Consider the following 26,317-nt stretch of genomic DNA (forward strand, 5'->3'; position numbering starts at 1 on the left):
ACTTTGAGCGGCAGCTTTCTTGGCTTTAGCTCTCGCAATGGCTGCAGCTACTGCGGCTTTTTTCGGATCAAGTGCGGTTGGATTTTCATCTGTTTTTTCGACCGCGCTTTCAGGTGCATGTGTTGTAACTGTTTCACTATTAGCGGCGGCTTTCTTAGCTTTGGCTCTTGCTAGAGCTGCAGCAACAGCTGCTTTCTTCGCATCTTTTTCATCAGTTTGTGACGTTGTTGCATTTGTCACAGTATTTGTATCTGTTTGCGCTTGTTGTTTAGCTAGGCGACGGGCTTTACGTTGCTCCATGAGCTCATGGTTATCCGGTAAGATTTCACCTTTCTCAGATACGATAGTTTTTGTTTCTTTGGTTACTGATGAGTTTGCTTGTTTTGCTTTCAAGCGTTCTAATGCCGCTTTAACCGGGTCTTCACCTTTTTGTTTTGCAAGCTCTTCACGGCGAGCTTCTGCTGCGCGTTGTGAACGTGCTTTACGTTCTTGCTCCTCACGTTCCATACGAGCTTGTTTGGCTTCAAAACGGATTTTGGCTTCTTCTGCTTTTTTCGCTTTTTCTTTAATTTCCCAAATTTTGGCTTTTTCCTGACGGAAATATTGAATAAGCGGAATATGGCTTGGGCAAACATAAGCACACACGCCACATTCAATACAATCTTTTAAGCTATATTCTTCAGATTTTTGGTGATCTTCACTGCGAGCATACCAATAAAGTTGCTGTGGCATTAAATTAACAGGGCAAGCGTCAGAACAAGCAGAGCAGCGGATACAAGATTGTTCCGGTTCTGGTTCACCATATTCAAAATGATCAGGTGCTAATAGACAGTTAATTAATTTGGTGACTGGTGCGTTGAGATCAGAAAGTTGCAACCCCATCATTGGTCCGCCTGCAAAAACAGGGAAGCGTTCGTCATATTGATAGCCAACTTGCGCTAATAAGTGATCAACCGGTGTGCCTAAGCGAACCCAGTAGTTGCCTTTCTCTGAAATTTTATCACCAGTAAGCGTAACGACACGCTCAATTAAAGGCTCATCATTAATGACCGCTCTTTTTATCGCAAAAGCCGTGCCGACATTATGCATTAATACGCCAATATCGTAAGAACGTCCGCCACTAGGCACTTCCATACCGGTAAGCAAATAAATCAGCTGTTTGGCTGCACCGGATGGATATTTAGTCGGAATAACGCGCAATTCAATATCATTTGCACCATGTAGTGATTGTTGAATAGCCTGAATCGCTTCAGGTTTATTGTCTTCAACTGCAATCACCACTTTTTCAGGGCGTAAAATATAACGTAAGATGCGAATCCCTTCGATCATTTCATCCGTGTAATCACGCATTAAGCGGTCATCACAGGTAATATAGGGTTCGCATTCCGCGCCGTTAATAATTAAGAGTTTAACTTTCTTTTCAGCTGATTGGATTTTGGCGGCAGTCGGGAATACTGCACCACCTAAACCAGCAACCCCCGCTTGGTAAATACGATCAATAAGTTGTTCGACAGGTTGTGTGAAAAATTCTTCAAGTGGAAATTGCTCACGCCATTTATCCAAACCATCCGCTTGAATATGAATCATGTCCTCGGTTAAACCAGAAGGATGCGGTGCGACGTGTTCTCCGATAAATTTTACCGTACCAGAAGTAGGAGCATGAACAGGCAAGGTTCTTAAGCCATCACCTTGTGTTAGAGGTTGGCCTTTAAGGACATAATCACCTTCTTTAACTAATACATTACCCGCAGAACCAGCATGCTGTTTAATGGGGACATAAAAGTCATGAGCAAGTTCTGATTGCTGAATTGGGGATTGGTTTGATTGAGATTTCATTTCAGGTGGATGAATACCGCCTTTAAAATCCCAAATCTTGCCGGATTTAAATCTCGTTAATACATCAGCCATGTGATTCCGACTCCCCAACCACTAATTTTTTCTCGATTTCTGTGGTATTTACAACCGGAATGACTAATTTAGGATCAAACTTCCAGTCCCAATTATCAATATCTTTTTTCACTTTAATCATGGAAATACAATCTGTCGGACAAGGTGCCACACAAAGTTCACATCCAGTACAGAGATCAGGAATAATAGTATGCATGGCTTTGTTTGTACCGATAATGGCATCAACAGGGCAGGCTTGAATACATTTAGTACAGCCAATACACATATTTTCATTAATAAAGGCAACCATTTCTTCTGGTTCCGCCACATCATCCATTGCAGGTACATCAACACCCATGATTTCGGCAATTTTTACTACCGTAGGACGACCGCCAGGCACACATTTTGTGATAACGTCACCATTGGCAATCGCTTCGGCATAAGGCTTGCAACCAGGATAGCCGCATTGCCCACATTGGCTTTGCGGTAAGATGGCATCAATTTTTTCGACGATAGGATCAGCTTTGACTTTTAATTTAATCGAAGCAACACCTAAAATCGCACCAAAAATTAAAGCGAGAACGGTTACTGAAATTAAGATAAACATTATTTTTTAGTGTTATTCCAAAATAAGCCGAGAAAAATCACTGCTACAGTAATAAACATCAAGAGATAAATCATTTTACTAACCCGGCGAAGCCCATAAAGGCGAGAGACATCAAACCAGCTGTAATTAACGCAATAGATGAGCCACGAAACGTAATGGGCACATCTGCAGCAACTAAACGTTCACGTAAGGCCGCAAATAAAACTAAAACTAACCCGAAACCTAAAGACGCACCAAAACCATAAATAACAGATTCTGTTAAATTGTGTGCCAAATTAACGTTTAATAATGCCACACCAAGTACGGCACAGTTTGTGGTAATCAGCGGTAAGAAAATCCCTAATAAGCGATAAAGTGATGGGCTTGTTTTATTAATCACCATTTCGGTAAATTGAACCACAACGGCAATCACTAAAATGAAGACTAACGTGCGCAAGAATGTGGCGTTTAGCGGCATTAAAATATAATTATCGACTAAATAAGAACACAGTGATGCTACAGTTAATACGAATGTCGTAGCAAGCCCCATACCAATCGCCGTTTCAATCTTTTTGGATACGCCCATAAATGGACAAAGTCCTAAGAATTTGACCAAAACAAAGTTATTGATTAATGCGGTGCTGATAATGAGTAGAATGTAATGTGTCATTGCGTCTAAATTTATTTTACATAAGTGGCGTATTATCTCTATTTATCGCACTGAGAACAATAAAAAATTTGGGTTAGTGCGGTCAGTTTTTCCTTTGTTTTTTATTTGGTAATGGATTCTTTCTGACTATGTTGGAAGTAGCGATACAGCTGAGGCAACAATTGAGAAATCAAATTAAGCTGCTGATATGGTAAGGCAAAAGCCATATCTGCTTTAGTTTGATTGTCATCTAACTGAATTTCTTTTAGGCTTTGCTCAATATTACCTTGTAATTTGGCAAAAACTTCAGGACGAAGCTTTTCAATATTTTCCAGCGTATATAAAACCTTTTTCGCGACAGGATAAAAGTCTGCTAAAAATTCTGTAGTTTGCTGTAACTGCGTCATTTTATAGCGATATGCCCCTAAAGCAGAAATATAACTCAACAGAGAATAATTCATTTCTAACAAGTCAAAACCTTCCTGCAAATAGGCTTGATATTTCTTCGGTTCATTATTCATATTGGAAACCGTTGTGCTCAGTGCTGCCGCATATTGATGAGCATTACGGCGTGCAATACGGTATTTCAAATCATCGCTTTTACCAAATTGTAGTTGGCTGATGATGTGCAATAAATATTGTGCATCACTTTGAATCGCTTGGCGGCTCACTTTATCGAGTTGCAGATATTTCCAATCCGGCCATAAATAAGAAACCGCAAACCATGCAATGGCTGAACCTAATACGGTATCGATGAGGCGAGGAAAGAGCGCCGCCTGAGTATCAAATCCCATCACATCAAAGCTGATCAACACTTGCAGCGTAATAAAGAACGTGGAGAAACTGTAATTATTACTTCGGAAGAAGAAAAAGAGCGTACTGGTCACCACCATTAAGCCAAGTTTCATCTCTAATGTAGGGTTGAGGTAAGGCAATAAAGAGCCAATAACCACCCCTAAAATCGTACCTACAATACGCTGACGTAACCGCACTTTTGTTGCCGAATAGTTTGGTTGACACACAAATACTGCTGTAAGCAAAATCCAGTACCCTAAATTAAATTGGAAAAATTCAACAATGGAGCAACATAAAAATACCACGATAGACAAACGTATAGCATGACGGAAAAGTGGTGATTCAAAGGTAAAATTACTTCCGATAACAGACAGAATATTTTTTAAGCCTGTGATTTGCTCTGTATGGATTTGTGCCGTTTGATCATTTTCACTGGTTTCTTGCTCAAGCTGGCGTAGTTGCCAGTTAATACTTTTCAGGTTATCAATAAGTGTTTGAAGGGCGAGCAAAACATTGTTTTGTTCAGCGTGTTCTTTGCTATAAAGCTCAAGAGATTGAATTGTGCCCATTAACGCTTTTTCTACGCGAATATTATAGTGATAAGGCGTATTTTGACGCAGACAGGCAGTAATATCATGACAAGCTTGTGCTTGTAATTCGAGCAAGCGTTGAATACGGAAAATTAAATCTGTATTTTTGAGTTGCTCTGCAATTTGTCGATAATCAAAATGTGTGGAATTCGCACGTTCATGAATGTCTTGCGCTGCAAAATAATAGCGAATCATACGTTGTGTACGAGCATGACGATGTTGTCCACGAATACGATAGAAAAGTGCTGTTCTGGCTTGGTTAAAGGCATCCACCACATTGGTATTTTTCATCGCAAAATTGAGGTGTTTTTTCTCGATTTCATCAATTTCATCAGGATCAAAAAACTCTGATTTAGCATCTAAATAATTGCCTAAGGCACAAAAAGCTTTCGCGACACTTTCTTGGACAGGACGGTTGGGGAAAAAGAGGTAAACGATGATGGTCACAATGCTGTAGAGCAAGGTGCCTAATAAAATCATTACAGGATTAATAAACCAGCTTGCAGAATTATCCGGTGTATAAGTGAGGGTGGTATAAATGGCTACCACCAGTGTACCAAAAGCAATAGTACGATAACGTTCACCTACAGCGCCAACCATCGTAAATAAAAAAGTGATGATGGTCATCAACAATACGTATTGAATCGGTTTACCAATATTGAGTTGAACGATAAAGGTTGAAATAGAAAAGGCAATTAATGTGTAAAAGATATTTTTTAATCGTCCAGTAAGGCGATTATCTAGATCCACTAAACCGCCTGCAATAATGCCCAAAATTAAAGGCATGGATTGCGTGGAAATATCAAAAAACCAGACGCCAAACGCTGCAATATTCACTGCAATAAAAATAGGTATTGAAGCGATTACTTTTGCATTAAGCCATTGGTTCATGTTGATATCCTTGCTTATTGTGTGACTAAAAATTGGATGATAAAAAAGTGAGCGGGAAAGCTCACTTCTTTATCAAAGTGCGGTTAAAAAACGATTATTTTTGTTTTTTCGCCCAGTTTAAGAAACGAGTTTGGGTTTCTTTATCTGCTTGTTGGAACCAGTATTGTAATTGTTGTTCAGCAACGTTTTCACCTTGTACAACAACTTTGCCTTTCGCAGCTTTTCCTGACGCTGCAGGCATCATTCCAACTGCAGGAGCAGCTAAAGCAGAAACTGCTGCTGGCGCATTTGATGCATTATATTCAGCTAAATCGTTAACAATATTAGCCGCTGGGAATAAACCTTCTTGTTTTAAAGTATCGATTTTAGCATCAATCAAATTACCTGATTTCGTTTTAACAGTAATTTGTGGTTGAGCATTGAATTTCTCACCATCTTCTTTGGAGCGAATTTTTTCTGCAGATACCACAACATCATCAGTAGGACTTTGGAAAGTCACAATAATTGGGTTAGATTCAAAAAGCGCTTGGCTAGAGCCTGAGCCTACGATTTCGCCTAAACGAACAACAACTTGTTGTGTTTGGTTTGCTTCAGCGTTGAATGATTTTTTTTCTTTTAGAATGGATTTGCTAGCTTTTTGGCCGTTGATAGCAAGAAACTCAAGGTTTGATGATGCTGTCACCATTCCTGCTAAGCTGCTCGTACTCACTGCAAGCGCGACAACACCTAAAGCAAACTTACATAATTTCATAATTACTCCTTTTATTTTTTGAATGAAATTAGATGGTTGTAATGCTATGCTAAATTTTAAAAAATGGGAATAGGAAAGTGCGGTTAATTTTTAAAAAGTTTTTGTAATAAAGGAGCAAATCATGGCAAAACGATTTGTTGTATATGGGCGAGTACAAGGGGTAGGATTTCGTTATTTTACTTGGAAAGAAGCAGAGAGAATTGGTATTAAAGGCACCGTAAGAAATTGTGTTGATGGAAGCGTGGAAATCGTAGCCGAAGGTAATGACGATCAACTACAGGATTTTTATAATTGGTTAAAAGTCGGCCCTAGAACTGCAAGTGTTGAACGAGTTTTAGAGGATAATATTGAAAATAAACGCTATCCTGACTTTTCTATTATTCACCGTTAAAACTGACCGCACTTTACAGCGTTAATTGATGCTCGTAGAATACGCCGCTTATTTATAAATAGGAAAAATCATGCGTAATCAAACAAAACTTCATCTTCAACAATTACAACTTGCTATGCAAAAACTGGATTTATGGCAAGCCGTTCCGCCTTCACAAGAAGCCTTTTTAAGTGAAGAGCCTTTTGCTATTGATACCATGTCACCAGAAGAATGGTTGCAATGGATTTTCATTCCAAGAATGTTTGCGTTACTTGAAAGCGGGGCAGATTTACCTTCACAAATTGCGGTGTCGCCTTATTTAGAAGAAGCATTTAAAGAAGCAGAAGAAGATTTTTTAGTGGAATTATTAACACCATTACGTGAATTAGAAGCCTTATTACAAAATCAATAAATGTTAGAAATTTTATATCAAGATGAATATCTTGTAGCAGTCAATAAACCAGCAGGCATGTTGGTGCATCGTAGTTGGCTTGATACTCATGAAACGCAATTTGTGATGCAAACATTGCGCGATCAAATCGGGCAGCATGTTTTTCCTATTCATCGATTAGATCGTCCCACATCAGGTGTATTGCTATTTGCCTTAAATAGTGAAATGGCAAATTTAATGTGTCAGCAATTTGAACAGAAAACGGTGCAAAAATCTTATTTAGCGATTGTGCGAGGTTATTTGCAAGGCGAAGGACGGATTGATTATCCCCTTAAAATCCAATTAGATAAGATTGCGGATAAATTTACGCAAGAAGATAAAGCGCCTCAAGAGGCAGTGACGGATTATGAAGGCTTAAACATTGTGGAAATGCCTTATGCTGTAGGGCGTTATCAAACCACGCGATATTCATTAGTGAAGCTAATTCCCCAAACGGGCAGAAAACATCAGTTACGACGTCACATGAAGCATATTTTTCATCCTATTTTAGGTGATACACAATATGGTGATTTACATCAAAATCGTGCTTTAACAGAATATTCTGGCTGTCATCGTTTATTCTTACACGCAGATACACTTATTTTTGAGCATCCTATTCATTTTACCAAAATAGAAATTAAGGCTGGTTTAGATGAACAATGGAAGCATGTGATGGAATTATTTAATTGGTCAATTTAACGAGAAGAAATAATGTTAGATATTAATTTAACCCATGAACAACAACAAAAAGCAGTAGAACAAATTCAGGAATTAATGGCACAAGGAATTAGTAGCGGTGAAGCAATTCAAATTGTGGCAAAAGCATTACGTGAAATTCATCAAAAAGATGAGAAAGAGACTTCTAATAATAAATATGTAAAAATTTTGTGATCAATGTATCATTTTTAAAGTTTCGTTGTTGCATAAAAAAATAAAATGTTTGAATATATTTCCAATTGAGGTGATAAGGCATGAGTCTTATTGTTTTTAAGTATTAAGGGCGAAGCCTATAGAGGTCTACTATGGAAATTGGTGTAGTAAAATGGTTTAACAACGCAAAAGGATTTGGGTTTATTTCTGCAGAAGGCGTGGATACGGACATTTTTGCACATTATTCAGCGATTGAAATGGATGGTTACCGTTCATTAAAAGCAGGTCAACGTGTGCAATTTGAAGTGATTCACGGCGACAAAGGATCTCACGCCACAAAAATTATTCCGATTGCGGAATAGGCGAAACGCTAAAAACGTTTCAAAATCTTCTCTATTTAGCATAATCAAAAGCCAAGGTTTCGACCTTGGCTTTTTTTCATCTTATTTATTGAGCAAATTTTTTAAACCGGCTTTCATTGCCGTCATTTGGCTTTCATATAACGCTTTGCTTTCACGTTCATCAATCATATAAGTGATGGTTTCTGAAAGTGTCATTTTCATTTTTCGTGAATATTTAGATAAACGAAGCCAAACACCATATTCTAAATCAATAGATTTTTTCTTCGTTGATTGTTTTTCTGCATTAAAAAAGCGTTTTCGTCTTGCACGGATAGCCTGATCAAGCTTAATAGGTAAATCAAGAGAAAGGTGATTTTTAATCCATTCCTCGATTTTTTCAGGATAATTCTGACATTCTATTAATTCTTGAACTTTGCTTTCTTCTAAGCTTTTTTCTTCATAACGGGTAATTTTTTCTCCTTCGCGATGTTTGCGAATGAGATAAATCCATTTCCAGTTTGCTTCTTGGTTTTCTAATTTCTGATATTTCATCGTTTTATTATACTTTTTAGTGACGTGGTAACCTCATAAATATACGCGCTTTAAACAAAATTTTCCAGCAGATTTTTATAACGGATTTTCACTCAGTGTGAAGTGTGCGATAATACCGCCAATTTAATTAAAGCGAGATATGTCGTGACTTCAACATCTTCGGAACAAGCCTTAAATTGGCAAGCCTTACAACCAGAATTATCGATTACTGAACTTTCAGCTGAAAAGGCTGATTTTTGGTCATTACAAAAACATGCCACAAAAGCGATTTCTTTATTTTTAAAACAGCCTCGTCGCTCTCTCTTGGTTTTAAAAGCCGATGATCAAGCAGAATATGCAGATTTATTAGCAGAACTTATTCGCCAAGAACAGCCAAAAGAGCGGTCAATTTTTGGGGTAAATTACGTAGTTGAGCAGGGAGATTCTTTTTCTTTCCCTCGTATTTATACTGAACCAGCTCAATCACCAGCAGATAATTTTGCCGCACAAGGTGATGTGCTGAAGGCATTACATGCCGATCAATTTAGTCTTTTTGGTAGTGTGCGTGTTCACCTAAGTTCGCAAGATATTTTGCTTACACCAGGTTTAGTGCATCAAGCTAATGGGGGCGTTTTGATTTTAAGCGCAGCAACGATGCTAAGCCAATTTGATTTATGGCAACGCTTAAAACATATTTTACAAACGCAAACTTTTGATTGGTATTCAGCCCATCCATTTAAAACCTTACCTTGTGATATTCCAAGTTATCCACTTAATTTAAAAGTGGTGATTTTAGGCAATCGCACTGAAATTGCGACCTTAGGTGAGTTAGAAGAAGATCTTTATAGCTTGGCTGATTACGCAGAAATTGAAAGCTATTATTCTGTTGCACAACCTAAAGCACAAGAAAATTGGGCTAATTATGTGTTGACATTAGCCTCAAAATATGAACTTGATTTAGATTTAACCGCATTAAATAAACTCTATCAGTTATTGGTGCGTGAGAGTGAAGACCGCTTTTTAATTAACATTTCACCGTTAAAAACAACGGAAATGTTACTCAATGCTGCGACGTTGTCACAAAAACAAACCTTAAGTGCGGTTGATTTTGAGCAAGCTTTTAAACAAAAAAATGAACAGCACGGTTTTTTACGTGAACGTACTTATGCGGATATTCTCAATGAGCAAATTTATGTGGAAACCAACGGCGAAATTGTTGGGCAAATTAATGGCTTATCTGTGATTGAATATCCTGGTACCCCTGTTTGTTTCGGTGAACCTTCTCGCATCAGCTGTTTAGTGCAGTTTGGTGATGGTGAAGTCGTGGATGTGGAGCGTAAAAACGAATTAGCGGGCAACCTTCACGGAAAAGGCATGATGATTTCGGAAGCGTGTTTGGCCAGTATCTTAGAGTTGCCATCACAGTTACCATTTTCTGCTTCTTTAGTATTTGAACAGTCCTATGGTGAAATTGATGGTGACAGTGCGTCTCTCGCTATTTTTTCTGTATTAGTCAGCGCGTTATCAGATTTGCCGTTACCACAAAATATTGCGATTACCGGTACCATTGACCAATTTGGTTTAGTGCATGCGGTAGGTGGAGTCAATGATAAAATTGAAGGCTTTTTCACCATTTGCCAACGTCGTGGTTTAACGGGTAAACAAGGGGTGATTATTCCTGCAACAACAATTCAGCAATTAAGTTTATCTGACGAAGTGGTTGAGGCGGTGAAAAATGAGCAATTCTTTATTTATCAAGTCGAGGATATTTATCAAACAGCCAAAATCTTATTTGACCGCGATTTATTGGAAGAGAAAGAAGAATATGCGAAGGGCAAAGAGCCTATTGCGCGTTTAATTCAAAATCGGATTGCTTTCCGTTCGGAAACGCCGAAAAAAAGCTGGTTAGATTTCTTTAAATCTTAATTTCTTTAAAGCGAACCTTGAGTTCGCTTTTCTTTTATATGAATTTTACTGACTGATCCGACAAGTTGAGCTAACAAGTGTTCGCTGTTTACATTTCTTATAAATCTCCATAGAATCTGCACTTATTGTTTGTAACCAAGCAAAACTACATATACAAGGAAATAAAAAATGGAAAACACCTGTACACCAAACATTAAAAGCAGCTACACCTATGAAGATTTATTAGCTTCTGGTCGTGGTGAATTATTTGGTAAAGAAGGCCCGCAACTCCCAGCACCAACGATGTTGATGATGGATCGCATTGTAAAAATGACCGAAGACGGCGGTGCGTTTGGTAAAGGGTATATTGAAGCGGAATTAGATATTCATCCAGATTTACCATTTTTTGGTTGTCACTTTATTGGTGACCCAGTTATGCCAGGCTGCTTAGGCTTAGATGCAATGTGGCAATTAGTCGGTTTCTTCCTTGGCTGGGTAGGCGGTAAAGGTAAAGGTCGTGCATTAGGCGTTGGTGAAGTGAAATTTACCGGACAAATCTTACCAACAGCGAAAAAAGTGGTTTATCGCATTAATATGAAACGTGTGATTAATCGCAAATTAGTAATGGGAATGGCTGACGGTGAAGTAGAAGTGGATGGTCGTGTTATCTACACCGCAACTGATTTAAAAGTTGGCTTATTCCAAGATACATCAAGTTTCTAATTTAAATAAACACAACATCATAAAAAGATAGCCCGATTTATTCGGGCTTTTCTTTTTCTATTCTTCGTCAATAATATCGACAAATTCGGCATTCAGTAATTTAGCCAAATCTTGTGGGGCCAATTCGACGCTTAATCCACGTTTTCCACCAGAAACAAAAATCGTATCAAACTCAAGTGCGGTCGAATTTATTACTGTTTTTACACGTTTCTTTTGACCTAATGGACTAATGCCACCGACTAAATATCCCGTGCTTTTTTGTGCTGCATCTTTATCGGCCATTTCCACTTTTTTTACACCAATTGATTTTGCCGCTTTCTTTAAACTCAACATATTTGCCGTGGAAAGCACAAAACACGCTAATTTTTTCTGATCACCATTTTCAGCGACTAAAAGTGTTTTAAAGGATTGGTGCGGATCAAGCCCAAGTTTTTCAGCGGCTTCATCGCCAAAATGCGTATTGTTAGGGTCATGATCGTAAGTATGGAGAGTAAAAGGAATTTTATTTTTCTTTAGTAAATCAATTGCCGGTGTCATCTGATTTCCTTATGTATTTATGCGTCTTTTTTCTGTAGAATGAATCGGTTCAGAACATTTTACAGCGGAGAGAAAAATGGACGCAAGCCTAAATATTGCTATTGCAGCAGAATTTGATCTATGTGAAAAAATTGCCGAAGCCCTTGAACAAAGTGAGCTAGATGTAGGCAAGGTTTCGATTGTAGAAATTTATCCTTTTGAAGAAGAGCAAGCGGTGCGTTTTCACAATAAAGCCGTTGCTCAATTAGCCACTGATGAGATTGAGTGGGATAGCATTAATTATCTTTTCTTCGCAGGCCAAATTGACCAAGCGCCTTTATTAGCACAAGCAGCAGAAAGTGGCTGTGTGGTGATTGATTTAAAAGGGATTTGCTCAGCATTGTCTGATGTTCCTGTTGTTGTCCCGACAATCAATGAAGAAAATCTGACAGAATTAAGACAACGTAACATTGTGAGTTTACCTGATCCGCAAGTAAGTCAATTAGCTTTATCTCTACTACCAATTATTCAACAAACAAATTTAACTCAAGTCTTTGCAACGTCACTTTTACCTGCTTCTTATACGGATGGTGAAACCGTGAATAAACTTGCGGGACAAACTGCTCGTTTACTGAATGGTATGCCATTGGAAGAAGGTGAAACCCGTTTTGCTTTTGATGTATTTCCACAACAAGCCGCTAATTTAAATCTGCAATTGCAAAAAATCTTCCCACAGTTAGACAATGTCATTTTCCATCAAATTCAAGTGCCTGTATTCTACGGCATGACACAAAAAGTGACCGCACTTTCAGATTATGAATTTGATTTCCAACCACAACAAAGCGAATTGATTGAATTACACGATAGCCTTGTTACCCCCGTGATTAACGGTGAAAACGAAAATGGTGAAGAAAGCGTAAAATTGCATATCAGCCAACAAAGTGCGGTTGAAAATGGCATCGAATTTTGGACGGTTGCCGATGAACAACGTTTCAATATTGTCTTATTAGGTGTGAAATTACTTGAATCGATTTATCACCAAGGTTATTAATTTAAGTTAAGGGGAAGACAATGCAACAATCTTTACTTGAACGCCTTTTTTCGATTAAAGAAAAGGGCAGTACCACCAAAACCGAAATTATCGCAGGTATCACCACCTTCTTTACCATGGTGTATATCGTGTTTGTAAACCCATCCGTATTGGGTGATGCGGGAATGGATAAACAAGTTGTTTTCGTGACTACTTGTTTAATTGCTGCACTGGGTACCATTGCGATGGGATTATTCAGTAATTTACCTATCGCCCTTGCGCCTGCTATGGGGTTAAATGCGTTTTTCGCCTATGTGGTAGTCGGTAAACTCGGTTATTCATGGGAAGTTGGCATGGGCACTATTTTCTGGGGCTCGATTGGTTTATTTGTTCTCACCTTATTCCAAATCCGTTATTGGTTAATGGCATCGATTCCTCTTTCACTGCGCGTGGGAATTGGTGCAGGTATCGGCTTTTTTATTGCCTTAATTGGCTTTAAAAATATGGGATTGGTTGTAGCAAATCCTGCAACCTTAGTGGCATTAGGTAATTTACATGATCCTAAAATTCTGCTTGGCGTATTAGGTTTCTTTATTATCGTAGTTTTAGCTGCACGTAATATTTTCTCTGGTGTTTTAATTTCTATCGCGGTAGTCACTGGATTAGCGCTTTTAATTGATGACCAAGTTACCTTCCACGGCATTGTTTCTATGCCACCAAGCTTAGGTGCGGTTGTAGGAAAAGTCGATATTGCGGGTGCTTTAGATACGGCTTTGCTCGGCATCATTTTCTCATTCTTATTAGTAAACCTATTTGACTCATCAGGCACGTTATTAGGTGTAACCGATAAAGCAGGTTTCAGTGATGAGAAAGGTCGTTTCCCGAAAATGAAACAAGCTCTTTATGTAGATAGCGTGAGTGCTGTGGTTGGTTCTTATATCGGAACATCCGCTATCAGTACCTATATTGAAAGTGGCGCTGGAGTTTCTGTCGGTGGTAGAACTGGCTTAACAGCGGTGACAGTCGGTGTTTTATTCTTACTCACTATTTTCTTTTCACCGTTAGCGAGTGTGGTACCAGCTTATGCAACCGCAGGGGCATTAGTCTATGTAGGGATTTTAATGGCATCCAGTCTTATCCGTGTGCATTGGGATGATTTAACCGAAGCAACACCTGCTTTTATCACTGCAGCGATGATGCCATTTACTTATTCAATTACTGAAGGTATCGCATTTGGTTTTATTAGCTATTGCGTCATGAAGGCTTGTACAGGTAGAATACGCGAGGTCAATGCCCCTGTGTGGGTGGTGTCTTTATTATTTGTAGCCAAGTTTGTTTGGGTTGGCTGATTTCATAAGGGCGTAATTTATTACGCCTTCATTTTTTATAGCATTACAACAAGGAGTGCGTCATGCAAAATATTCTTTTTATCGTCAATGATTCCACATATAGTGGAGAAAAAACGTTCAACGCTGTTCGTTTCGCCATCAATATGAAAGAAGAGCACAGCAAGGATGTGAATATCAAATTATTCTGCTTTTCTGATGCGATTTTATGCGGTATTGCTGGGCAAAACCCAAATGAAGGTTTCAATATCCAACAACTTATCGATATTTTAGCGTCACAAGGTGCTGAAATTAAATTATGCACCAGCTGTGTAAAAGCTCGTGGTTTATTAGATGCTAAATTAATTGACGGTGTGACCCTTGGTACCTTAGATGATGTTTCTGAGTGGACATTATGGGCGGATAAAGTTTTAACGTTCTAATTTCTGATAAAACTGACAAAATAAAAAGGTGTAATCAATAGATTGCACCTTTTTAATTCTATATAGTTGGTTTAAGTTTTTAAACCTCGCCACCAATCCCAACAAATTTCTCAACAAAGGCAACAATCTTTTGGAAAATGCTTTGTTTTTTCGTGAGATATTGCGGATTAAGCGGACTCATTTTCGGTAGGGCATCATTTAAATCCGTACCTTGTTCGCTAGCATATCCGCGTTTTAAGGATACGTTAATATAACGCTTCGCGGCATCAATATTCAGGCCTTCACTGCTAATTAATTCGTCAGCTTCCTTCTGTTGCTCTTTTTGGGCAAATTGGAAGAAGGATTCAATAATACCGGCTTTATCGACAATGCTATCTAAGTCAGTTTGATTGATAAAATCTACGATCAAACTTTCTTTGGCTCGATTACCTAGGCTCGCTCTGATTGTGGTTCGAATTTCATCAATCAGTTCAGCTTTATTTTTCATTTTTTTGTTGTGTTCAAAAATCAATTCTAAGATGTAATCTAGATTGATTTCTTGGGATTTTAATAAATCCACTTCAAACACCACATCATCCCAATCAATGGTCGATTTTGCTTTTTCCTCGCCATCTTTTTGACGACGGAGCCAGTCCCGAATATCGTTGTAAGTCGAACGGTAATTCTGAATGCTACGTTCGCTTGGCATATCAATAGGTTGCATTTCAGCAAAAGCTTCGTCCGTTAAATAATATTTTTCTTTAAAGGCTTCAACGGCTTTTGCATCGCTGGTATCGAGCGATTGAAATGCTTGTAAAGCAGCGAACTCATCGTAGTTTTGCAGAATGTTTTCAACCCGCAGATATTCACCAAATAATTTTACAAAGTCTTTCTTGTCTTTCTCAGTTTGAATTTCATCTGGATCCGGGAAGCGTTCTTGCAACTCAGCAATAACCTCTAAATACCCTCGACGGGCGACACCTGCATCGGTAAAGCCTTCCATATATTCTTGGTAACTTTTTTCTAATACGATATTGCGCGTATTGGATTTACCGAAAAGGGTAATCGCATCAATGGTATCTTGTTCCAAATCACGGAAAGTGACGATATTGCCAAAACTTTTGGTGCTGTTGTAAATGCGGTTTGTACGAGAGTAAGCTTGAATCAAACCATGGTAACGTAAGTTTTTATCTACAAATAACGTGTTTAAGGTTGGGGCATCAAAACCGGTTAAAAACATTCCAACGACAATCAGTAAATCCACTTCTTTGTTTTTGACGCGTTTGGCAAGATCACGATAGTAGTTTTGGAACGATTTCGCATCCACATCATAATTGGTGGCAAAATAGCCGTTGTAGTCATCAATGGCAGATTTTAAAAATTCCTTAGCCGAAGAGGTCATCGCCTCCACTTCAAAACTTTCATCGACAATATCGCCAATCGCATCTTGCTCTTCATTCGCGGCAAACGAAAAGATTGTTGCAATTTTAAGTGGATTTTTGACCGCACTTTGTAACTGTTTAAACGTTTGATAATAAGATTTGGCTGCATCCACACTACTTACTGCAAACATGGCATTAAAGCCATTATTACCGGCATTAAAGCGATGGGTCTTTTGTTTGAAATTATCTAAAATATATTGGGCAATTTGCTCAATACGTTTAGGTTGTAAAAAGGCTTGTTTTTTCTCGAGTTTTGTTAGCTCTTCAAGATTCTTTTCAGTTTCAATACTCTTAAATTGTGGCCGAACATCATTGTAATCTACTTTAAATTTCAGCACTTTTTCGTCACGAATCGCATCGGTAATAATGTAAGAGTGGAGTTCAACACCAAAAACGCTCGCTGTAGTTTCAGCTCCTAATGCGTTAGTTGGAAAAATCGGTGTACCGGTAAAACCAAATTGATAGTATTTTTTAAATTTTCTCGTTAGATTTTTTTGCGCTTCACCAAATTGAGAACGATGGCATTCATCAAAGATAAAAACGACCTGTTTATCGTAAATCGGTAATTTATCTTCCGATTTCATCAGGTTGTTGAGTTTTTGAATGGTGGTAACAATGATCTTATTGTCGTCTTTGTCGATATTGCGTTTTAGCCCTGCCGTACTTTCCGAACCATTCACGCTATCAGGCGAAAAACGTTGATATTCTTTCATAGTTTGATAGTCCAAATCCTTTCTATCTACTACGAAGAACACTTTTTCAATAAAATCTAATTCCGTTGCAAGACGTGCGGCTTTAAAGCTGGTGAGCGTTTTACCTGAGCCTGTAGTATGCCAAATGTAGCCGCCACTATCTTTATTGCTCCAATTTTTCCCCTGATATGAGCTTTTAATTTTCCATAAAATACGCTCGGTGGCAGCAATTTGATACGGGCGCATAATCAATAGGGTGTCGGAAACATCAAACACGCAGTAATTTACCAACACATTGAGTAGGGTATGTTTTTGTAGGAATGTCGCCGTAAAATCCTTTAAATCTTTAATTAGAGTATTTTTTGCCGTTGCCCAATTCATTGTGAAGTCATAGCTATTCTTATCGCGCTTGGTGGTATTGGCAAAATAGCGAGTATCCGTGCCATTAGAAATGACAAAAATCTGAATATATTTAAAGAGGGAATTTTCTTTATTGAAACTTTCTTTGCTGTAGCGGTGAATTTGATTAAAGGCTTCTCGAATCGCCACACCGCGTTTTTTGAGTTCGATATGCACAAGCGGTAAGCCATTAACCAAAATCGTCACATCATAACGATTGTCATAGCTGCCGGTTTGCTCAAATTGATTGATGACTTGCAGGGCATTGTTGGCAAGATTTTTCTTATCTAGCAGATAAATATTCTGAATGTGTCCATCATCAAATACAAAATCATAAATATAGTCATCATGAATTTTGCGGGTTTTCTCAATTAGACTATCGCTCGGTTTATCCAAGTACTCCTCTAAAAAACGTCGCCATTCTGCATCGGAGAAAACCACGCTATTCAAGCGCTGTAATTGTGCCCGTAAATTTTTAACCAAGGCATCATGATTATTGAGACCTTGTAAATACTCATAGCCTTGAGCCTGTAAATCACGGATAAATTCACGCTCAAGGCTCCCTTCCGTTTGATAACCGGCATTGGGTTCTTCAACAAACTTATTATATTGTTCTAAAACGATAAAATTGTTGGATTCGGCAATGGTTTTGTATTGGGCCATGGGGTATTTCCTTGGTTATAATGGCGGTTTGTATCCGCTGTTTTTATTATATTATTAGGCTGTTATATAAAATCCAGCTTGGGATTAAAAACTCAATAATAATTCTCTGTAATACTCATACCGTTTTTGACTTTGTTCAATCGCCAAAGGTAAGCCTTCGGTGATGGAGTTGGTTAAGGTTTCAAATTTGTCTAAGATTGAAACGATGCGGTGTTGTTCTTCGAGTGGGGGAACATCAAACTCATATTGTAAAATTGCAGCTTTATCTCCTCGAGGCATTTTGGCACCTTTTGAATATTTAACGTTGTATTCAAAGAAATGTTCATTTGCCAATATATGATAAAGATAGCGAGGAAGAATGTTTTCGTCTGTTAAGCGTATAACTAACACATCTCCATTTGTTCCTCCTTTTCGATCCGATAGCCAAATTTTTCTTAAATAGGGACGAATATTCCCAATCAAAATATCATTGGGAAGATACTCAATAAATGCACCATCAGTTGGTACATAATTGGAGCTTGTTTTACCCAGTTTATTTTGAAGTAAATTTTCTACACCTACGTAATTTTCTTTATCCAACTTATCAGCCAAGATGCGTACTTTTGCATAAATTGCAACATCAATAAGTTTCTTCTTCGCCCCCCCCATATTTAATTGTTCTAAACTATCGAAAGATAACAATTTTTCCCGATAGTATTCATACTGCTTCCGGCGTAGTGTAAGCTCGCTGGTAAGCTCGCTGGTAAGCGCTGTCAATGCGTCCAAAATTTTTACGATTTTGGTTTGGACGGAGAGTGGGGGGATAGGGATTAGGATTTTTTCCATCTGGTGGCTCATTAGTTTGGGATTTCCCATACCTGAATAAACATGATTCTTTGCTTCAATTGAAAGCCAATAAAATAAAAATTTATAGTTTAGTTCAAGGTTATTTTGAATTTTTATTAAGCCACAAACATTTGTGATTGAGAATTTTCCTGACCGATAAAATACTGTTCCTGCATTAGCACCATCAGTAGTCCAACTAACGAATTCTCCATCAAAGTCGAATGAGTTTATTTTTCCAATTTCACCATTATTCACAGTTTGAGAACTATATACTGGATAATCTCCAACATTATCGGCTAAATACTCCTTTGATATAACTCTCCCTCTTGTCAAAGAGGCTACTTTGATTAAGGGCTTCCACTCAACCTCAGCCCCATCTAATAATTTTTCTAAAAAAGTGCGGTTATTTTTCATGGTGTTTTTCCCCCTCAATCTCCGCCACAATTTTGTCAATTTCTGCGCGCAAGCGGTCGATATTGGCGACAGTTTTACGAATTTGAGTATTAAGTTCATCAATATCAATGACTTTTCGGGCGTCTTTTTGTTCCACATAAGAACTTACCGCAAGGTTGTAGTCATTTTTAACGATGTCTTCAAAGGACACGGATTTCGCTAAATGTGGTACATCTTCTTTATCGGCAAACAGTTTGAGAATTTGCTCAATATGTTCCTCTTCCAAAAGGTTGTTATTGGTGGCGGATTTAAATAAACCGCTGGCATCGATAAATTTGGTTTGGGTATCGGGTTTATGTTTGGAAAGCACCAAAATATTTACCGCAATACTGGTGCCGAAAAAGAGATTGGGTGCTAAGGCAATCACCGTTTCCACATAGTTATTATCCACCAAATATTGACGAATTTTTTGCTCCGCACCGCCACGGTAAAAGATGCCGGGGAAGGAGACAATCGCCGCACGGCCTTTTGCTGAAAGATAACTTAACGCATGCAAAATAAAGGCAAAATCTGCTTTAGATTTTGGTGCAAGTATGCCGGCAGGGGAGAAGCGTTCATCGTTAATTAGCGTTGGATCGTCTGAGCCAATCCATTTCACGGAGTAAGGCGGGTTAGAAACAATGGCATCAAAGGGTTTATCCTCACCAAATTGAGGATTCATTAAGGTGTTGCCAAGGGCGATATCAAACTTGTCATAGTTGATGTTATGCAAAAACATGTTCATACGGGCAAGGTTGTATGTGGTGTGATTAATTTCTTGCCCGAAGAATCCTTCTTCAATGATATGTTCATCAAATTGTTTTTTCGCTTGCAATAATAAAGAACCCGAACCAGCAGCAGGGTCATAAATTTTATTGACCTTGTCTTGTCCATATAAAGCCAGTCGAGCAATTAGCTTGGAAACGCATTGTGGCGTAAAGAACTCGCCACCTGATTTACCGGCATTAGCGGCATAATTGGAAATTAAAAATTCGTAAGCATCACCGAATAAATCGATATGATTATCTTCAAAGTCACCAAAATCTAACTCGGCAACGCCTTTTAATACAGCGGCTAGGCGGCTGTTTTTATCTGCAACGGTATTGCCCAAGCGGTTGCTGGTGGTATCAAAATCAGCAAATAAGCCTTTGATATCCTGTTCAGAAGGGTAGCCAGTAGCGGAGTTTTCAATATCTGTAAAAATACTTTTTAGGTCTGTATTTAAATTCGGATTAGTGTTGGCTGTTGCGACGACATTTTTAAATAGCTGGCTTGGATAAATGAAGTAACCTTTTGCTTTGATGGTGTCTTCTTTGATCGCTGAAATAATAGGGTCGTCATCACTAAAAGTAGAATAATCAACGCTATCATCTCCACCTTCAATGTAGTTGGCAAAGTTTTCGCTGATAAAACGATAGAAAAGTGTACCTAAAACATATTGTTTAAAATCCCAACCATCGACGGAACCGCGTACATCATTAGCGATTTGCCAAATACGGCGTTGAAGTTCGGCACGTTGTTGAATTGCTGCTGCCATAAAATCCTCAGAATATTTTGTGTCATTATTAAGATATAAATGCTCCAAATTATACAAGAAATAAATAATAACTAAATGAATTTCTATGGAAATTCCTCTACAATAAGAACACGTTAATGTTTCCAAAAAATAAAAAAAATGAGCCAAAAATCAACCGCACTTAATGCTATTTCGTTACCCTTAAATCAAGTCAATTTAATTGAAGCCTCAGCAGGTACTGGGAAAACCTATACTATCGGTTCTATCTATCTTCGATTACTTTTGCAGGCGGGGGAGAATTGTTTTTCTCGTCCGTTGAATGTGGAAGAGATTTTGGTGGTAACCTTTACTGAAATGGCGACGGAAGATTTAAAACGCAAAATTCGGGAACGTTTAACGGCGGCGATTTCGGTTTTTTCTGAATATTATGAAAAGCAAGACAAGGCGATTTTTACTGGAGAACATCAATTTTTAGCGGAATTATTGCCTTATTTAGAGGATATTCCTACTGCACTTAGACGCTTAAAACTGGCTGAGCAGAATTTAGATTTAGCCTCCATTTATACCATTCACGGTTTTTGTCGCCGAATGTTGATGCAACATGCTTTTAATTCAGGCGTGCATTTCAATTTAAAACTTCTTAAAGATCAGTCTGATTTACTCAAACAATTTGCAAATGAATTTTGGCGGGAGCATTTTTATGATTTGCCTTTCCATTTGGCTGCATTTATCTCAAAAGAATTAAAGTCGCCAGAAGAGGTATTGAATGATTTAGGTTCAAATATTGGGAATGATTTTTCTATACAACTTGATAAACCAGGACTATTAGAACTGTCATTAAAAGAATTTTTGCAAAAAGATATCACTAAAAATGCGGAAGTTATTGAAAAGATTAAAGAAACTTGGTTGGAAAGTGCGGTTGAAATCCGAAACCTTTTTGATGAAGAAGTCGTAAAAAAAGATGAATCTTGTTTAAATGGTAAAACATATTCAAGTAAAACAATTTTATCTTTTGTGGATGAAGTAACCTCATGGGCAAAAAATAGAGCAGATCTCACCTTAAACGAAACACTAGTAAAAAAATTTACACAATCTGCTTTAGATAACGCCGTCAAAGCAGATTTTAAGAAAAAAGGGGTGAGAATAACACATCCAACTTTTGAAGAGATTGAAGCTTTAATTGAGCAACTTCAACCGAGTAATTTATTTAAAAAAATCATTCTCTATCACTATCGTCAAGGTATTCAAAAGAAACTCCTTGAATACAAAGCGAATCACCCTGAAAAATCCTTTGATGATTTATTACGCTTATTGAAAGAAGCATTACATGGTGAGGGCGGAGAACAGTTAGCGGAATTAATTCGTTTTCAATATCCTTTTGCCATGATTGACGAGTTCCAAGATACGGATGCGTTGCAGTATCAAATTTTCTCGAAAATTTATCACAATGAAACCGCGTCCGGTAATGTTGGCTTTATGATGATCGGGGATCCAAAACAGGCTATTTATCGTTTCCGTGGTGCCGATATTTTCACTTATTTAAAAGCAGCAGAAGAGGCGAGTCAGCGTTTTAATCTCGGCACAAACTACCGTTCATCCCAACCTTTAGTGGAAGGGATAAATCGATTATTTGATTTTAAAAATGATCCCTTTATTTATGAAAATATAGAATTTTTAAATGTCGGCGCAGCCAAGAAAAATCTTGTTTTTCAGCTAAATAATCAGCCTGAGCCAGCCTTCCGTTTTTACATTAATGATAAAGACAAATCCACCCAGCAAGATTATGCGAAAGCTTGCGCAATATCAATTCAGCAATGGTTAAAAAGTGCGGCTGAAAACCCGGTTGTTTTTCCGAATGAAAGCAAAGCGGAAAATCAAACATTGCGAGCAGAAAATATTGCCGTTTTAGTGCGTGGTTATACCGAAGCGGATCTAGTGAAAAAAGAATTGCAAGCACTGGGTATTGCGTCGGTTTACCTTTCGGATAGAGGAAATGTCTTTGAGAGTAACACTGCAAAAGAACTGGCCTTGATTTTGCAAGCCTGTTTGAGCGTAACGGAACGCCCAATTTTGAATGCGATTGCGACCGCACTTTTCGGCTTAAATGCAGCTGAAATTCATCAAATTCATCATGATGAAATTCAGTGGCAACGTTGGGCTGAAAAATTTGCAGAGTATCAACAAATTTGGCAACGCCAAGGCGTATTGCCGATGTTGCACCATTTACTTTTAGCAGAAAATATCACAGAAAAACTCTTATCTCGGTCTGATGGCGAACGAAAACTGACGGATTTATTACATTTAGCCGAAATTTTACAGCAAGCAGCTGCATTAAATGAAAGTGAAGCGGCATTATTGCGTTGGTTTGAAAAGCAAATTCAAGATGAAGGTCGTCAAGAAGCACAAATCCGTTTAGAAAGCGAACGTCAATTAGTGAAGATTGTGACTATCCATAAATCCAAAGGGTTGGAATATGATTTGGTTTGGTTGCCATTTTTAGGTAATGCGGCGAAAAATCCAGCTAAGAATAAACTGTTTAATTTATATTACGACAGTGATGAAGAGAAAACCTTGTGGGATATGCAAGATCAACACTTGAATGATTTAACAGAAGAAGTGTTTGCGGAAGAATTGCGTTTGCTTTATGTGGCATTAACCCGAGCAAAATATCAAATGGCCTTTGTGTTACCGAAAGCCTTTGATAAAAAATGGAATGCTTTATTGTATGTTTTAACGCAAGGTGAAATTGGTCGAAAACTCGATTTGCCAAATAATTGGGATACCCAACTGTTATTGGAAAAATTTAAGCAGCTTTTACCCAATGATGTAGCGATTGAATTAACCGATGTGTTACAAGCCAGTGAACCACTTACTTTAAATGTTTCTCAAGAAAATTTAAGCGCAGAAATTTTCCAAGGTGAAATTGAACAAGATTGGCGAGTGACGAGCTTTAGTGGCATAGAACAAACACATCAACGCAAAGCTTATTTGAATGAAAGTGCGGTGAAAAAATCGCTCATTTTTGATGATGCGAAAGATTATGATGCGTCAATTTCAATAGAAAATATCACTGAAAATCTGACCGCACTTGAGCATGATAACGATGAAATGGTTCTAGATTTTCCACGGGGAACACAAATCGGTACGTTATTGCATCGTTATTTTGAAAAGGTGCCTTTTGCTCAACTTTCTGAGAAAGAAAACATTGAAAAATTATGTCAGGATTTGAATCTTGCGGAAGAGCAATTTGCAGCAGTTCAACACTGGTTTGCACAAATACTCAGTACGCCAATTTTGCCAAATAATGATCTTACCCTTGCTCAAATTAACGAAAAACAATGCTTAAAAGAGTTGGCGTTTTATCTCAATATCACAAGCCATTTTGATGTCGCAGGTTTTAACCGAGCGTTAGCAACCTTGCATCATTTGTCATCAGAACCGTTACAGTTTGAGGATATTCAAGGCATGGTGCGAGGTACAATGGACTTAGTTTTCAGTCATCAAGATAAATATTATTTGCTTGATTACAAATCGAATTTCTTGGGTGAGACATTAAAGGATTACGATCAAGCTGCATTGAAAAAAGCCATGTCAGAGCATCATTATGATTGGCAATACTTGTTGTATGTGGTGGCATTACACCGTTATTTAAAAACACGTTTACCTCACTACGATTACAACCGAGATTTTGGTGGTGTGGTCTATGCATTTTTACGAGGAATGAATGGTTCGCCACAATCGGGCATCTTTTTTGATAAACCAGATTGGCAATTAATCCAACAATTAGAGGAATTATTTTAATGTTAAGCCTATTAAAATCCTTGCAAGAACAAGGTGTGATTACTCAAGGCGATTATTATTTTGCTCAATTAATTGCTGATAAACAAAAAGATAAAGGCTATACCGAACCCGTCCAAAATTTAGCGATTTTATTAGCCGCACTTTGCAACTGGAGCTATACGCAAGGCAATACTTGTTGTGTGTTAGATCGTTTCTTAGAACGTAATTTATTTGGTTTGGCTTATCGTCATACTGAAACGGATTTTTTGTCGCTTATCAATGAAAAGATCGGCTCGCTTCCTATATCCAAATGGCAATCAGCCTTAGCGGGGCATATTGCTTTTACACAAGATCCTGAAAATCAGATTGCGCCTCTCGCATTTCAATTTGGGGCGATTTATTTCTATCGAGCTTGGCAAGATGAGTTCCGCGTTGCGCAATATATTAAAAACGCCTTGAAAAATGACCGCACTTTATCGGTAGAGCCGCAACAAATTCGGGCATTATTAGATCGTTATTTCCCTCAACAACAAGCACAAATTGATTGGCAAAAAGTAGCAGTCGCAACAGCAGTGAAAAGTCCATTTTCTGTGATTACAGGTGGACCGGGAACAGGGAAAACCACGACAGTCACTCGTTTGTTATGCGTATTACAAGAATTATTTGGTGGCAAACTTCACATTAAATTGGTTGCTCCAACAGGGAAAGCGGCAGCTCGTTTAACGGAATCTATCGAAAATGCCTTGGCGCAAATGCCGATTTCAGATGAGTTACGCGCATCCATTCCTAAAACAGCAGAAACGTTGCATCGTTTACTAGGCGTTCGACCTTTTACCGATAGCGTGAAATATCATGCGCATAATCCACTGCAAATCGATGTGTTAGTGGTGGATGAAACCTCGATGATTGATTTGCCTATGATGGCGAAACTGGTGCAAGCGTTGAAACCCGAAACGCGTTTGATTTTATTGGGCGACCAAGCCCAATTAGCTTCAGTAGAAGCGGGGGCGGTATTAGGCGAAATTGCACAATTTTTAACGCAAGATTATAGCCCAGCTCAAGCCGATTATATCCATGCAACAACAGGCTATACCGTGCCAACTGAAGGCGAACATAGTCCGTTGCGTGATGCCATTTGCCATTTAACCTTTAGTCGTCGTTTCCGAGATGATTCGGGCATTAAACAACTTGCTGAGCAAATTCAACAAGGAAAAGGCGAGGGTAGTGTGGCAACCTTTGCGGAATATCCACAAGAGTTACATTTCCATCATTTTGATGAAGAGCAAGACGTTAAAGAATCTGTTCGTCAAGTGGTGAAAAGTGCGGTCGAAAATTACCGTGTTTATTTAACGCAACTTCAAACTTATTTTGCTCAGAAGAAAGATCTCAATGCAAAATTTATAGATGAAAAGGGCAATGAGAAAACTTATGCAGAAGCGATTTTAGACCGTTTTAATTCCGTTCGTTTTTTGACCGCACTTCGAGCTTCGGCATTAGGTGTGGAAGAGTTAAATCGAGAAATTGCCTTAGCATTGCGTGCAGAGAAATTACTTTGGTTCCGTCAAGAGGACGATTGGTATATTGGTAAACCAATTATGATTACGGAAAATGATCATAATGTGAAACTGTATAACGGTGATATTGGCTTGTGTTTAGCGAAAGGCAAAGTGTGGTTCGGCAATCGAGAAGTTTCGACCAGTCGTATTCCCGCTCACGAACCTGCATTTATGATGACGATTCATAAATCCCAAGGTTCGGAGTTTGATCATACCGTCATGGTGTTACCAACAGAGCCTAATCCAGTGCTCTCACGAGAACTGGTATTTACCGGTGTTACCCGTGCGAAAAATCAGCTCTCCGTCTTTGCCAATGAAAAAATCTGGCAAAGTGCGGTCAGAAATACGGTAAAAAGACAAAGTGGATTAGGAAAGTTATTACAGGAAAAAGAGGAGTAAA

General features: G+C 38.3%; 22 protein-coding genes. 12 read left to right on the forward strand and 10 right to left on the reverse strand.

The window, feature by feature from the left end; genetic code table 11:
* From rsxC to QP437_RS08145, 5 genes are all read right to left on the reverse strand, one after another.
* A partial coding sequence (gene rsxC, locus QP437_RS08125; RefSeq protein WP_285267509.1) for an electron transport complex subunit RsxC occupies positions 1-1,908 on the reverse strand: 1,908 nt, incomplete at its 3' end.
* Entirely contained in the window at positions 1,901-2,497 is a 597-nt protein-coding gene (rsxB, locus tag QP437_RS08130) for an electron transport complex subunit RsxB (RefSeq protein ID WP_111327195.1), read from the reverse strand. The genes rsxC and rsxB, both read right to left, overlap by 8 nt.
* 67 nt (positions 2,498-2,564) lie before the next feature.
* A complete protein-coding gene (gene rsxA / locus QP437_RS08135; RefSeq protein ID WP_005696042.1) occupies positions 2,565-3,143 on the reverse strand; it encodes an electron transport complex subunit RsxA in 579 nt (192 codons plus the stop codon).
* Positions 3,144-3,244: 101 nt separating this feature from the next.
* Positions 3,245-5,398 carry a YccS family putative transporter gene (gene yccS, locus QP437_RS08140; RefSeq protein ID WP_285267510.1) on the reverse strand — a complete coding sequence of 718 codons (2,154 nt, stop codon included), beginning with the start codon at positions 5,396-5,398 and terminating at the stop codon, positions 3,245-3,247.
* 94 nt (positions 5,399-5,492) lie between these two features.
* Positions 5,493-6,149 carry a DUF2057 domain-containing protein gene (locus QP437_RS08145; RefSeq protein WP_285267511.1) on the reverse strand — a complete coding sequence of 219 codons (657 nt, stop codon included), beginning with the start codon at positions 6,147-6,149 and terminating at the stop codon, positions 5,493-5,495.
* A 121-nt stretch (positions 6,150-6,270) separates the two neighbouring features.
* On the opposite strand from QP437_RS08145, the gene QP437_RS08150 reads away from it, so the two are divergent.
* The 5 genes from QP437_RS08150 to cspD all read left to right on the forward strand — a co-directional run bounded on the left by QP437_RS08150 (position 6,271) and on the right by cspD (position 8,181).
* Complete coding sequence (locus QP437_RS08150; protein WP_197546669.1) at positions 6,271-6,540, forward strand: acylphosphatase; 270 nt, start codon at positions 6,271-6,273, stop codon at positions 6,538-6,540.
* A 70-nt stretch (positions 6,541-6,610) separates the two neighbouring features.
* Positions 6,611-6,931 (forward strand): YqcC family protein, encoded by a 321-nt coding sequence (locus QP437_RS08155; protein WP_285267512.1) that lies wholly within the window; start codon positions 6,611-6,613, stop codon positions 6,929-6,931.
* Positions 6,932-7,648, forward strand: a complete 717-nt coding sequence (gene truC / locus QP437_RS08160; RefSeq protein ID WP_285267513.1) for a tRNA pseudouridine(65) synthase TruC — start codon at positions 6,932-6,934, stop codon at positions 7,646-7,648.
* A 12-nt stretch (positions 7,649-7,660) separates the two neighbouring features.
* The gene (locus QP437_RS08165) at positions 7,661-7,840 is read left to right on the forward strand and encodes a YoaH family protein (RefSeq protein WP_285267514.1); all 180 of its coding nucleotides are present in this window, start codon (positions 7,661-7,663) and stop codon (positions 7,838-7,840) included.
* A 131-nt stretch (positions 7,841-7,971) separates the two neighbouring features.
* Positions 7,972-8,181, forward strand: coding sequence for a cold shock domain-containing protein CspD (gene cspD / locus QP437_RS08170; protein ID WP_005696050.1), 210 nt, complete (start codon positions 7,972-7,974; stop codon positions 8,179-8,181).
* Between the two features lie 81 nt (positions 8,182-8,262).
* Here cspD and matP read toward each other — a convergent pair whose 3' ends face one another.
* Positions 8,263-8,712 (reverse strand): macrodomain Ter protein MatP, encoded by a 450-nt coding sequence (matP, locus tag QP437_RS08175; protein WP_005696051.1) that lies wholly within the window; start codon positions 8,710-8,712, stop codon positions 8,263-8,265.
* A gap of 102 nt (positions 8,713-8,814) precedes the next feature.
* On the opposite strand from matP, the gene QP437_RS08180 reads away from it, so the two are divergent.
* Both QP437_RS08180 and fabA read left to right on the forward strand, forming a co-directional pair.
* Positions 8,815-10,617, forward strand: coding sequence for a Lon protease family protein (locus QP437_RS08180; protein ID WP_285267515.1), 1,803 nt, complete (start codon positions 8,815-8,817; stop codon positions 10,615-10,617).
* A 168-nt stretch (positions 10,618-10,785) separates the two neighbouring features.
* Positions 10,786-11,319, forward strand: coding sequence for a bifunctional 3-hydroxydecanoyl-ACP dehydratase/trans-2-decenoyl-ACP isomerase (gene fabA / locus QP437_RS08185; protein WP_005698958.1), 534 nt, complete (start codon positions 10,786-10,788; stop codon positions 11,317-11,319).
* Positions 11,320-11,376: 57 nt separating this feature from the next.
* On the opposite strand, the gene ybaK is transcribed toward fabA, so the two are convergent.
* Positions 11,377-11,856 carry a Cys-tRNA(Pro) deacylase gene (ybaK, locus tag QP437_RS08190; protein WP_005696054.1) on the reverse strand — a complete coding sequence of 160 codons (480 nt, stop codon included), beginning with the start codon at positions 11,854-11,856 and terminating at the stop codon, positions 11,377-11,379.
* 76 nt (positions 11,857-11,932) lie between these two features.
* Between ybaK and QP437_RS08195 the strand changes: the two genes are divergently transcribed.
* The 3 genes from QP437_RS08195 to QP437_RS08205 all read left to right on the forward strand — a co-directional run bounded on the left by QP437_RS08195 (position 11,933) and on the right by QP437_RS08205 (position 14,633).
* Positions 11,933-12,886 (forward strand): oxidoreductase, encoded by a 954-nt coding sequence (locus QP437_RS08195; RefSeq protein ID WP_285267516.1) that lies wholly within the window; start codon positions 11,933-11,935, stop codon positions 12,884-12,886.
* 20 nt (positions 12,887-12,906) lie between these two features.
* Positions 12,907-14,214, forward strand: a complete 1,308-nt coding sequence (locus tag QP437_RS08200) for an NCS2 family permease (RefSeq protein ID WP_049358074.1) — start codon at positions 12,907-12,909, stop codon at positions 14,212-14,214.
* Between the two features lie 62 nt (positions 14,215-14,276).
* On the forward strand, positions 14,277-14,633 hold the full coding sequence (locus tag QP437_RS08205) for a DsrE/DsrF/TusD sulfur relay family protein (RefSeq protein WP_049358073.1): 357 nt from the start codon (positions 14,277-14,279) through the stop codon (positions 14,631-14,633).
* 79 nt (positions 14,634-14,712) lie between these two features.
* Here the strand turns inward: QP437_RS08205 and QP437_RS08210 are convergent, their stop codons facing one another.
* The 3 genes from QP437_RS08210 to QP437_RS08220 form a co-directional block, all read right to left on the reverse strand.
* Positions 14,713-17,808: a type I restriction endonuclease subunit R gene (locus tag QP437_RS08210; protein WP_285267517.1), complete on the reverse strand. Its 3,096-nt coding sequence runs from the start codon at positions 17,806-17,808 to the stop codon at positions 14,713-14,715.
* An 84-nt stretch (positions 17,809-17,892) separates the two neighbouring features.
* The gene (locus QP437_RS08215; RefSeq protein ID WP_285267518.1) at positions 17,893-19,047 is read right to left on the reverse strand and encodes a restriction endonuclease subunit S; all 1,155 of its coding nucleotides are present in this window, start codon (positions 19,045-19,047) and stop codon (positions 17,893-17,895) included.
* The gene (locus tag QP437_RS08220; RefSeq protein WP_285267519.1) at positions 19,037-20,602 is read right to left on the reverse strand and encodes a type I restriction-modification system subunit M; all 1,566 of its coding nucleotides are present in this window, start codon (positions 20,600-20,602) and stop codon (positions 19,037-19,039) included. The genes QP437_RS08215 and QP437_RS08220 overlap by 11 nt, the downstream gene beginning before the upstream one ends.
* Before the next feature lie 138 nt (positions 20,603-20,740).
* Here QP437_RS08220 and recB point away from each other — a divergent pair, with 138 nt between their 5' ends.
* Positions 20,741-24,382 (forward strand): exodeoxyribonuclease V subunit beta, encoded by a 3,642-nt coding sequence (recB, locus tag QP437_RS08225; protein ID WP_285267520.1) that lies wholly within the window; start codon positions 20,741-20,743, stop codon positions 24,380-24,382.
* Positions 24,382-26,316 (forward strand): exodeoxyribonuclease V subunit alpha, encoded by a 1,935-nt coding sequence (gene recD / locus QP437_RS08230; protein ID WP_285267521.1) that lies wholly within the window; start codon positions 24,382-24,384, stop codon positions 26,314-26,316. Before recB ends, recD begins: the two co-directional genes overlap by 1 nt.
* Position 26,317 lies beyond the last annotated feature (1 nt).

It is taken from the genome of Haemophilus sp. UMB1048, assembly GCF_030218125.1.
Classification (GTDB): Bacteria; Pseudomonadota; Gammaproteobacteria; order Enterobacterales; family Pasteurellaceae; genus Haemophilus_D.

Excerpts from the sequence above, each read along its gene's own strand:
- QP437_RS08205 (WP_049358073.1), top strand. The coding sequence starts at position 14,277 with ATGCAAAATATTCTTTTTATCGTCAATGATTCCACATATAGTGGAGAA.
- rsxA (WP_005696042.1), bottom strand. The coding sequence starts at position 3,143 with ATGACACATTACATTCTACTCATTATCAGCACCGCATTAATCAATAAC.
- cspD (WP_005696050.1), top strand. The coding sequence starts at position 7,972 with ATGGAAATTGGTGTAGTAAAATGGTTTAACAACGCAAAAGGATTTGGG.
- yccS (WP_285267510.1), bottom strand. The coding sequence starts at position 5,398 with ATGAACCAATGGCTTAATGCAAAAGTAATCGCTTCAATACCTATTTTT.
- ybaK (WP_005696054.1), bottom strand. The coding sequence starts at position 11,856 with ATGACACCGGCAATTGATTTACTAAAGAAAAATAAAATTCCTTTTACT.
- matP (WP_005696051.1), bottom strand. The coding sequence starts at position 8,712 with ATGAAATATCAGAAATTAGAAAACCAAGAAGCAAACTGGAAATGGATT.
- recD (WP_285267521.1), top strand. The coding sequence starts at position 24,382 with ATGTTAAGCCTATTAAAATCCTTGCAAGAACAAGGTGTGATTACTCAA.
- truC (WP_285267513.1), top strand. The coding sequence starts at position 6,932 with ATGTTAGAAATTTTATATCAAGATGAATATCTTGTAGCAGTCAATAAA.
- QP437_RS08215 (WP_285267518.1), bottom strand. The coding sequence starts at position 19,047 with ATGAAAAATAACCGCACTTTTTTAGAAAAATTATTAGATGGGGCTGAG.
- QP437_RS08150 (WP_197546669.1), top strand. The coding sequence starts at position 6,271 with ATGGCAAAACGATTTGTTGTATATGGGCGAGTACAAGGGGTAGGATTT.
- recB (WP_285267520.1), top strand. The coding sequence starts at position 20,741 with ATGAGCCAAAAATCAACCGCACTTAATGCTATTTCGTTACCCTTAAAT.
- QP437_RS08220 (WP_285267519.1), bottom strand. The coding sequence starts at position 20,602 with ATGGCAGCAGCAATTCAACAACGTGCCGAACTTCAACGCCGTATTTGG.
- fabA (WP_005698958.1), top strand. The coding sequence starts at position 10,786 with ATGGAAAACACCTGTACACCAAACATTAAAAGCAGCTACACCTATGAA.
- QP437_RS08165 (WP_285267514.1), top strand. The coding sequence starts at position 7,661 with ATGTTAGATATTAATTTAACCCATGAACAACAACAAAAAGCAGTAGAA.
- QP437_RS08195 (WP_285267516.1), top strand. The coding sequence starts at position 11,933 with ATGGACGCAAGCCTAAATATTGCTATTGCAGCAGAATTTGATCTATGT.
- QP437_RS08210 (WP_285267517.1), bottom strand. The coding sequence starts at position 17,808 with ATGGCCCAATACAAAACCATTGCCGAATCCAACAATTTTATCGTTTTA.
- QP437_RS08200 (WP_049358074.1), top strand. The coding sequence starts at position 12,907 with ATGCAACAATCTTTACTTGAACGCCTTTTTTCGATTAAAGAAAAGGGC.
- QP437_RS08155 (WP_285267512.1), top strand. The coding sequence starts at position 6,611 with ATGCGTAATCAAACAAAACTTCATCTTCAACAATTACAACTTGCTATG.
- QP437_RS08145 (WP_285267511.1), bottom strand. The coding sequence starts at position 6,149 with ATGAAATTATGTAAGTTTGCTTTAGGTGTTGTCGCGCTTGCAGTGAGT.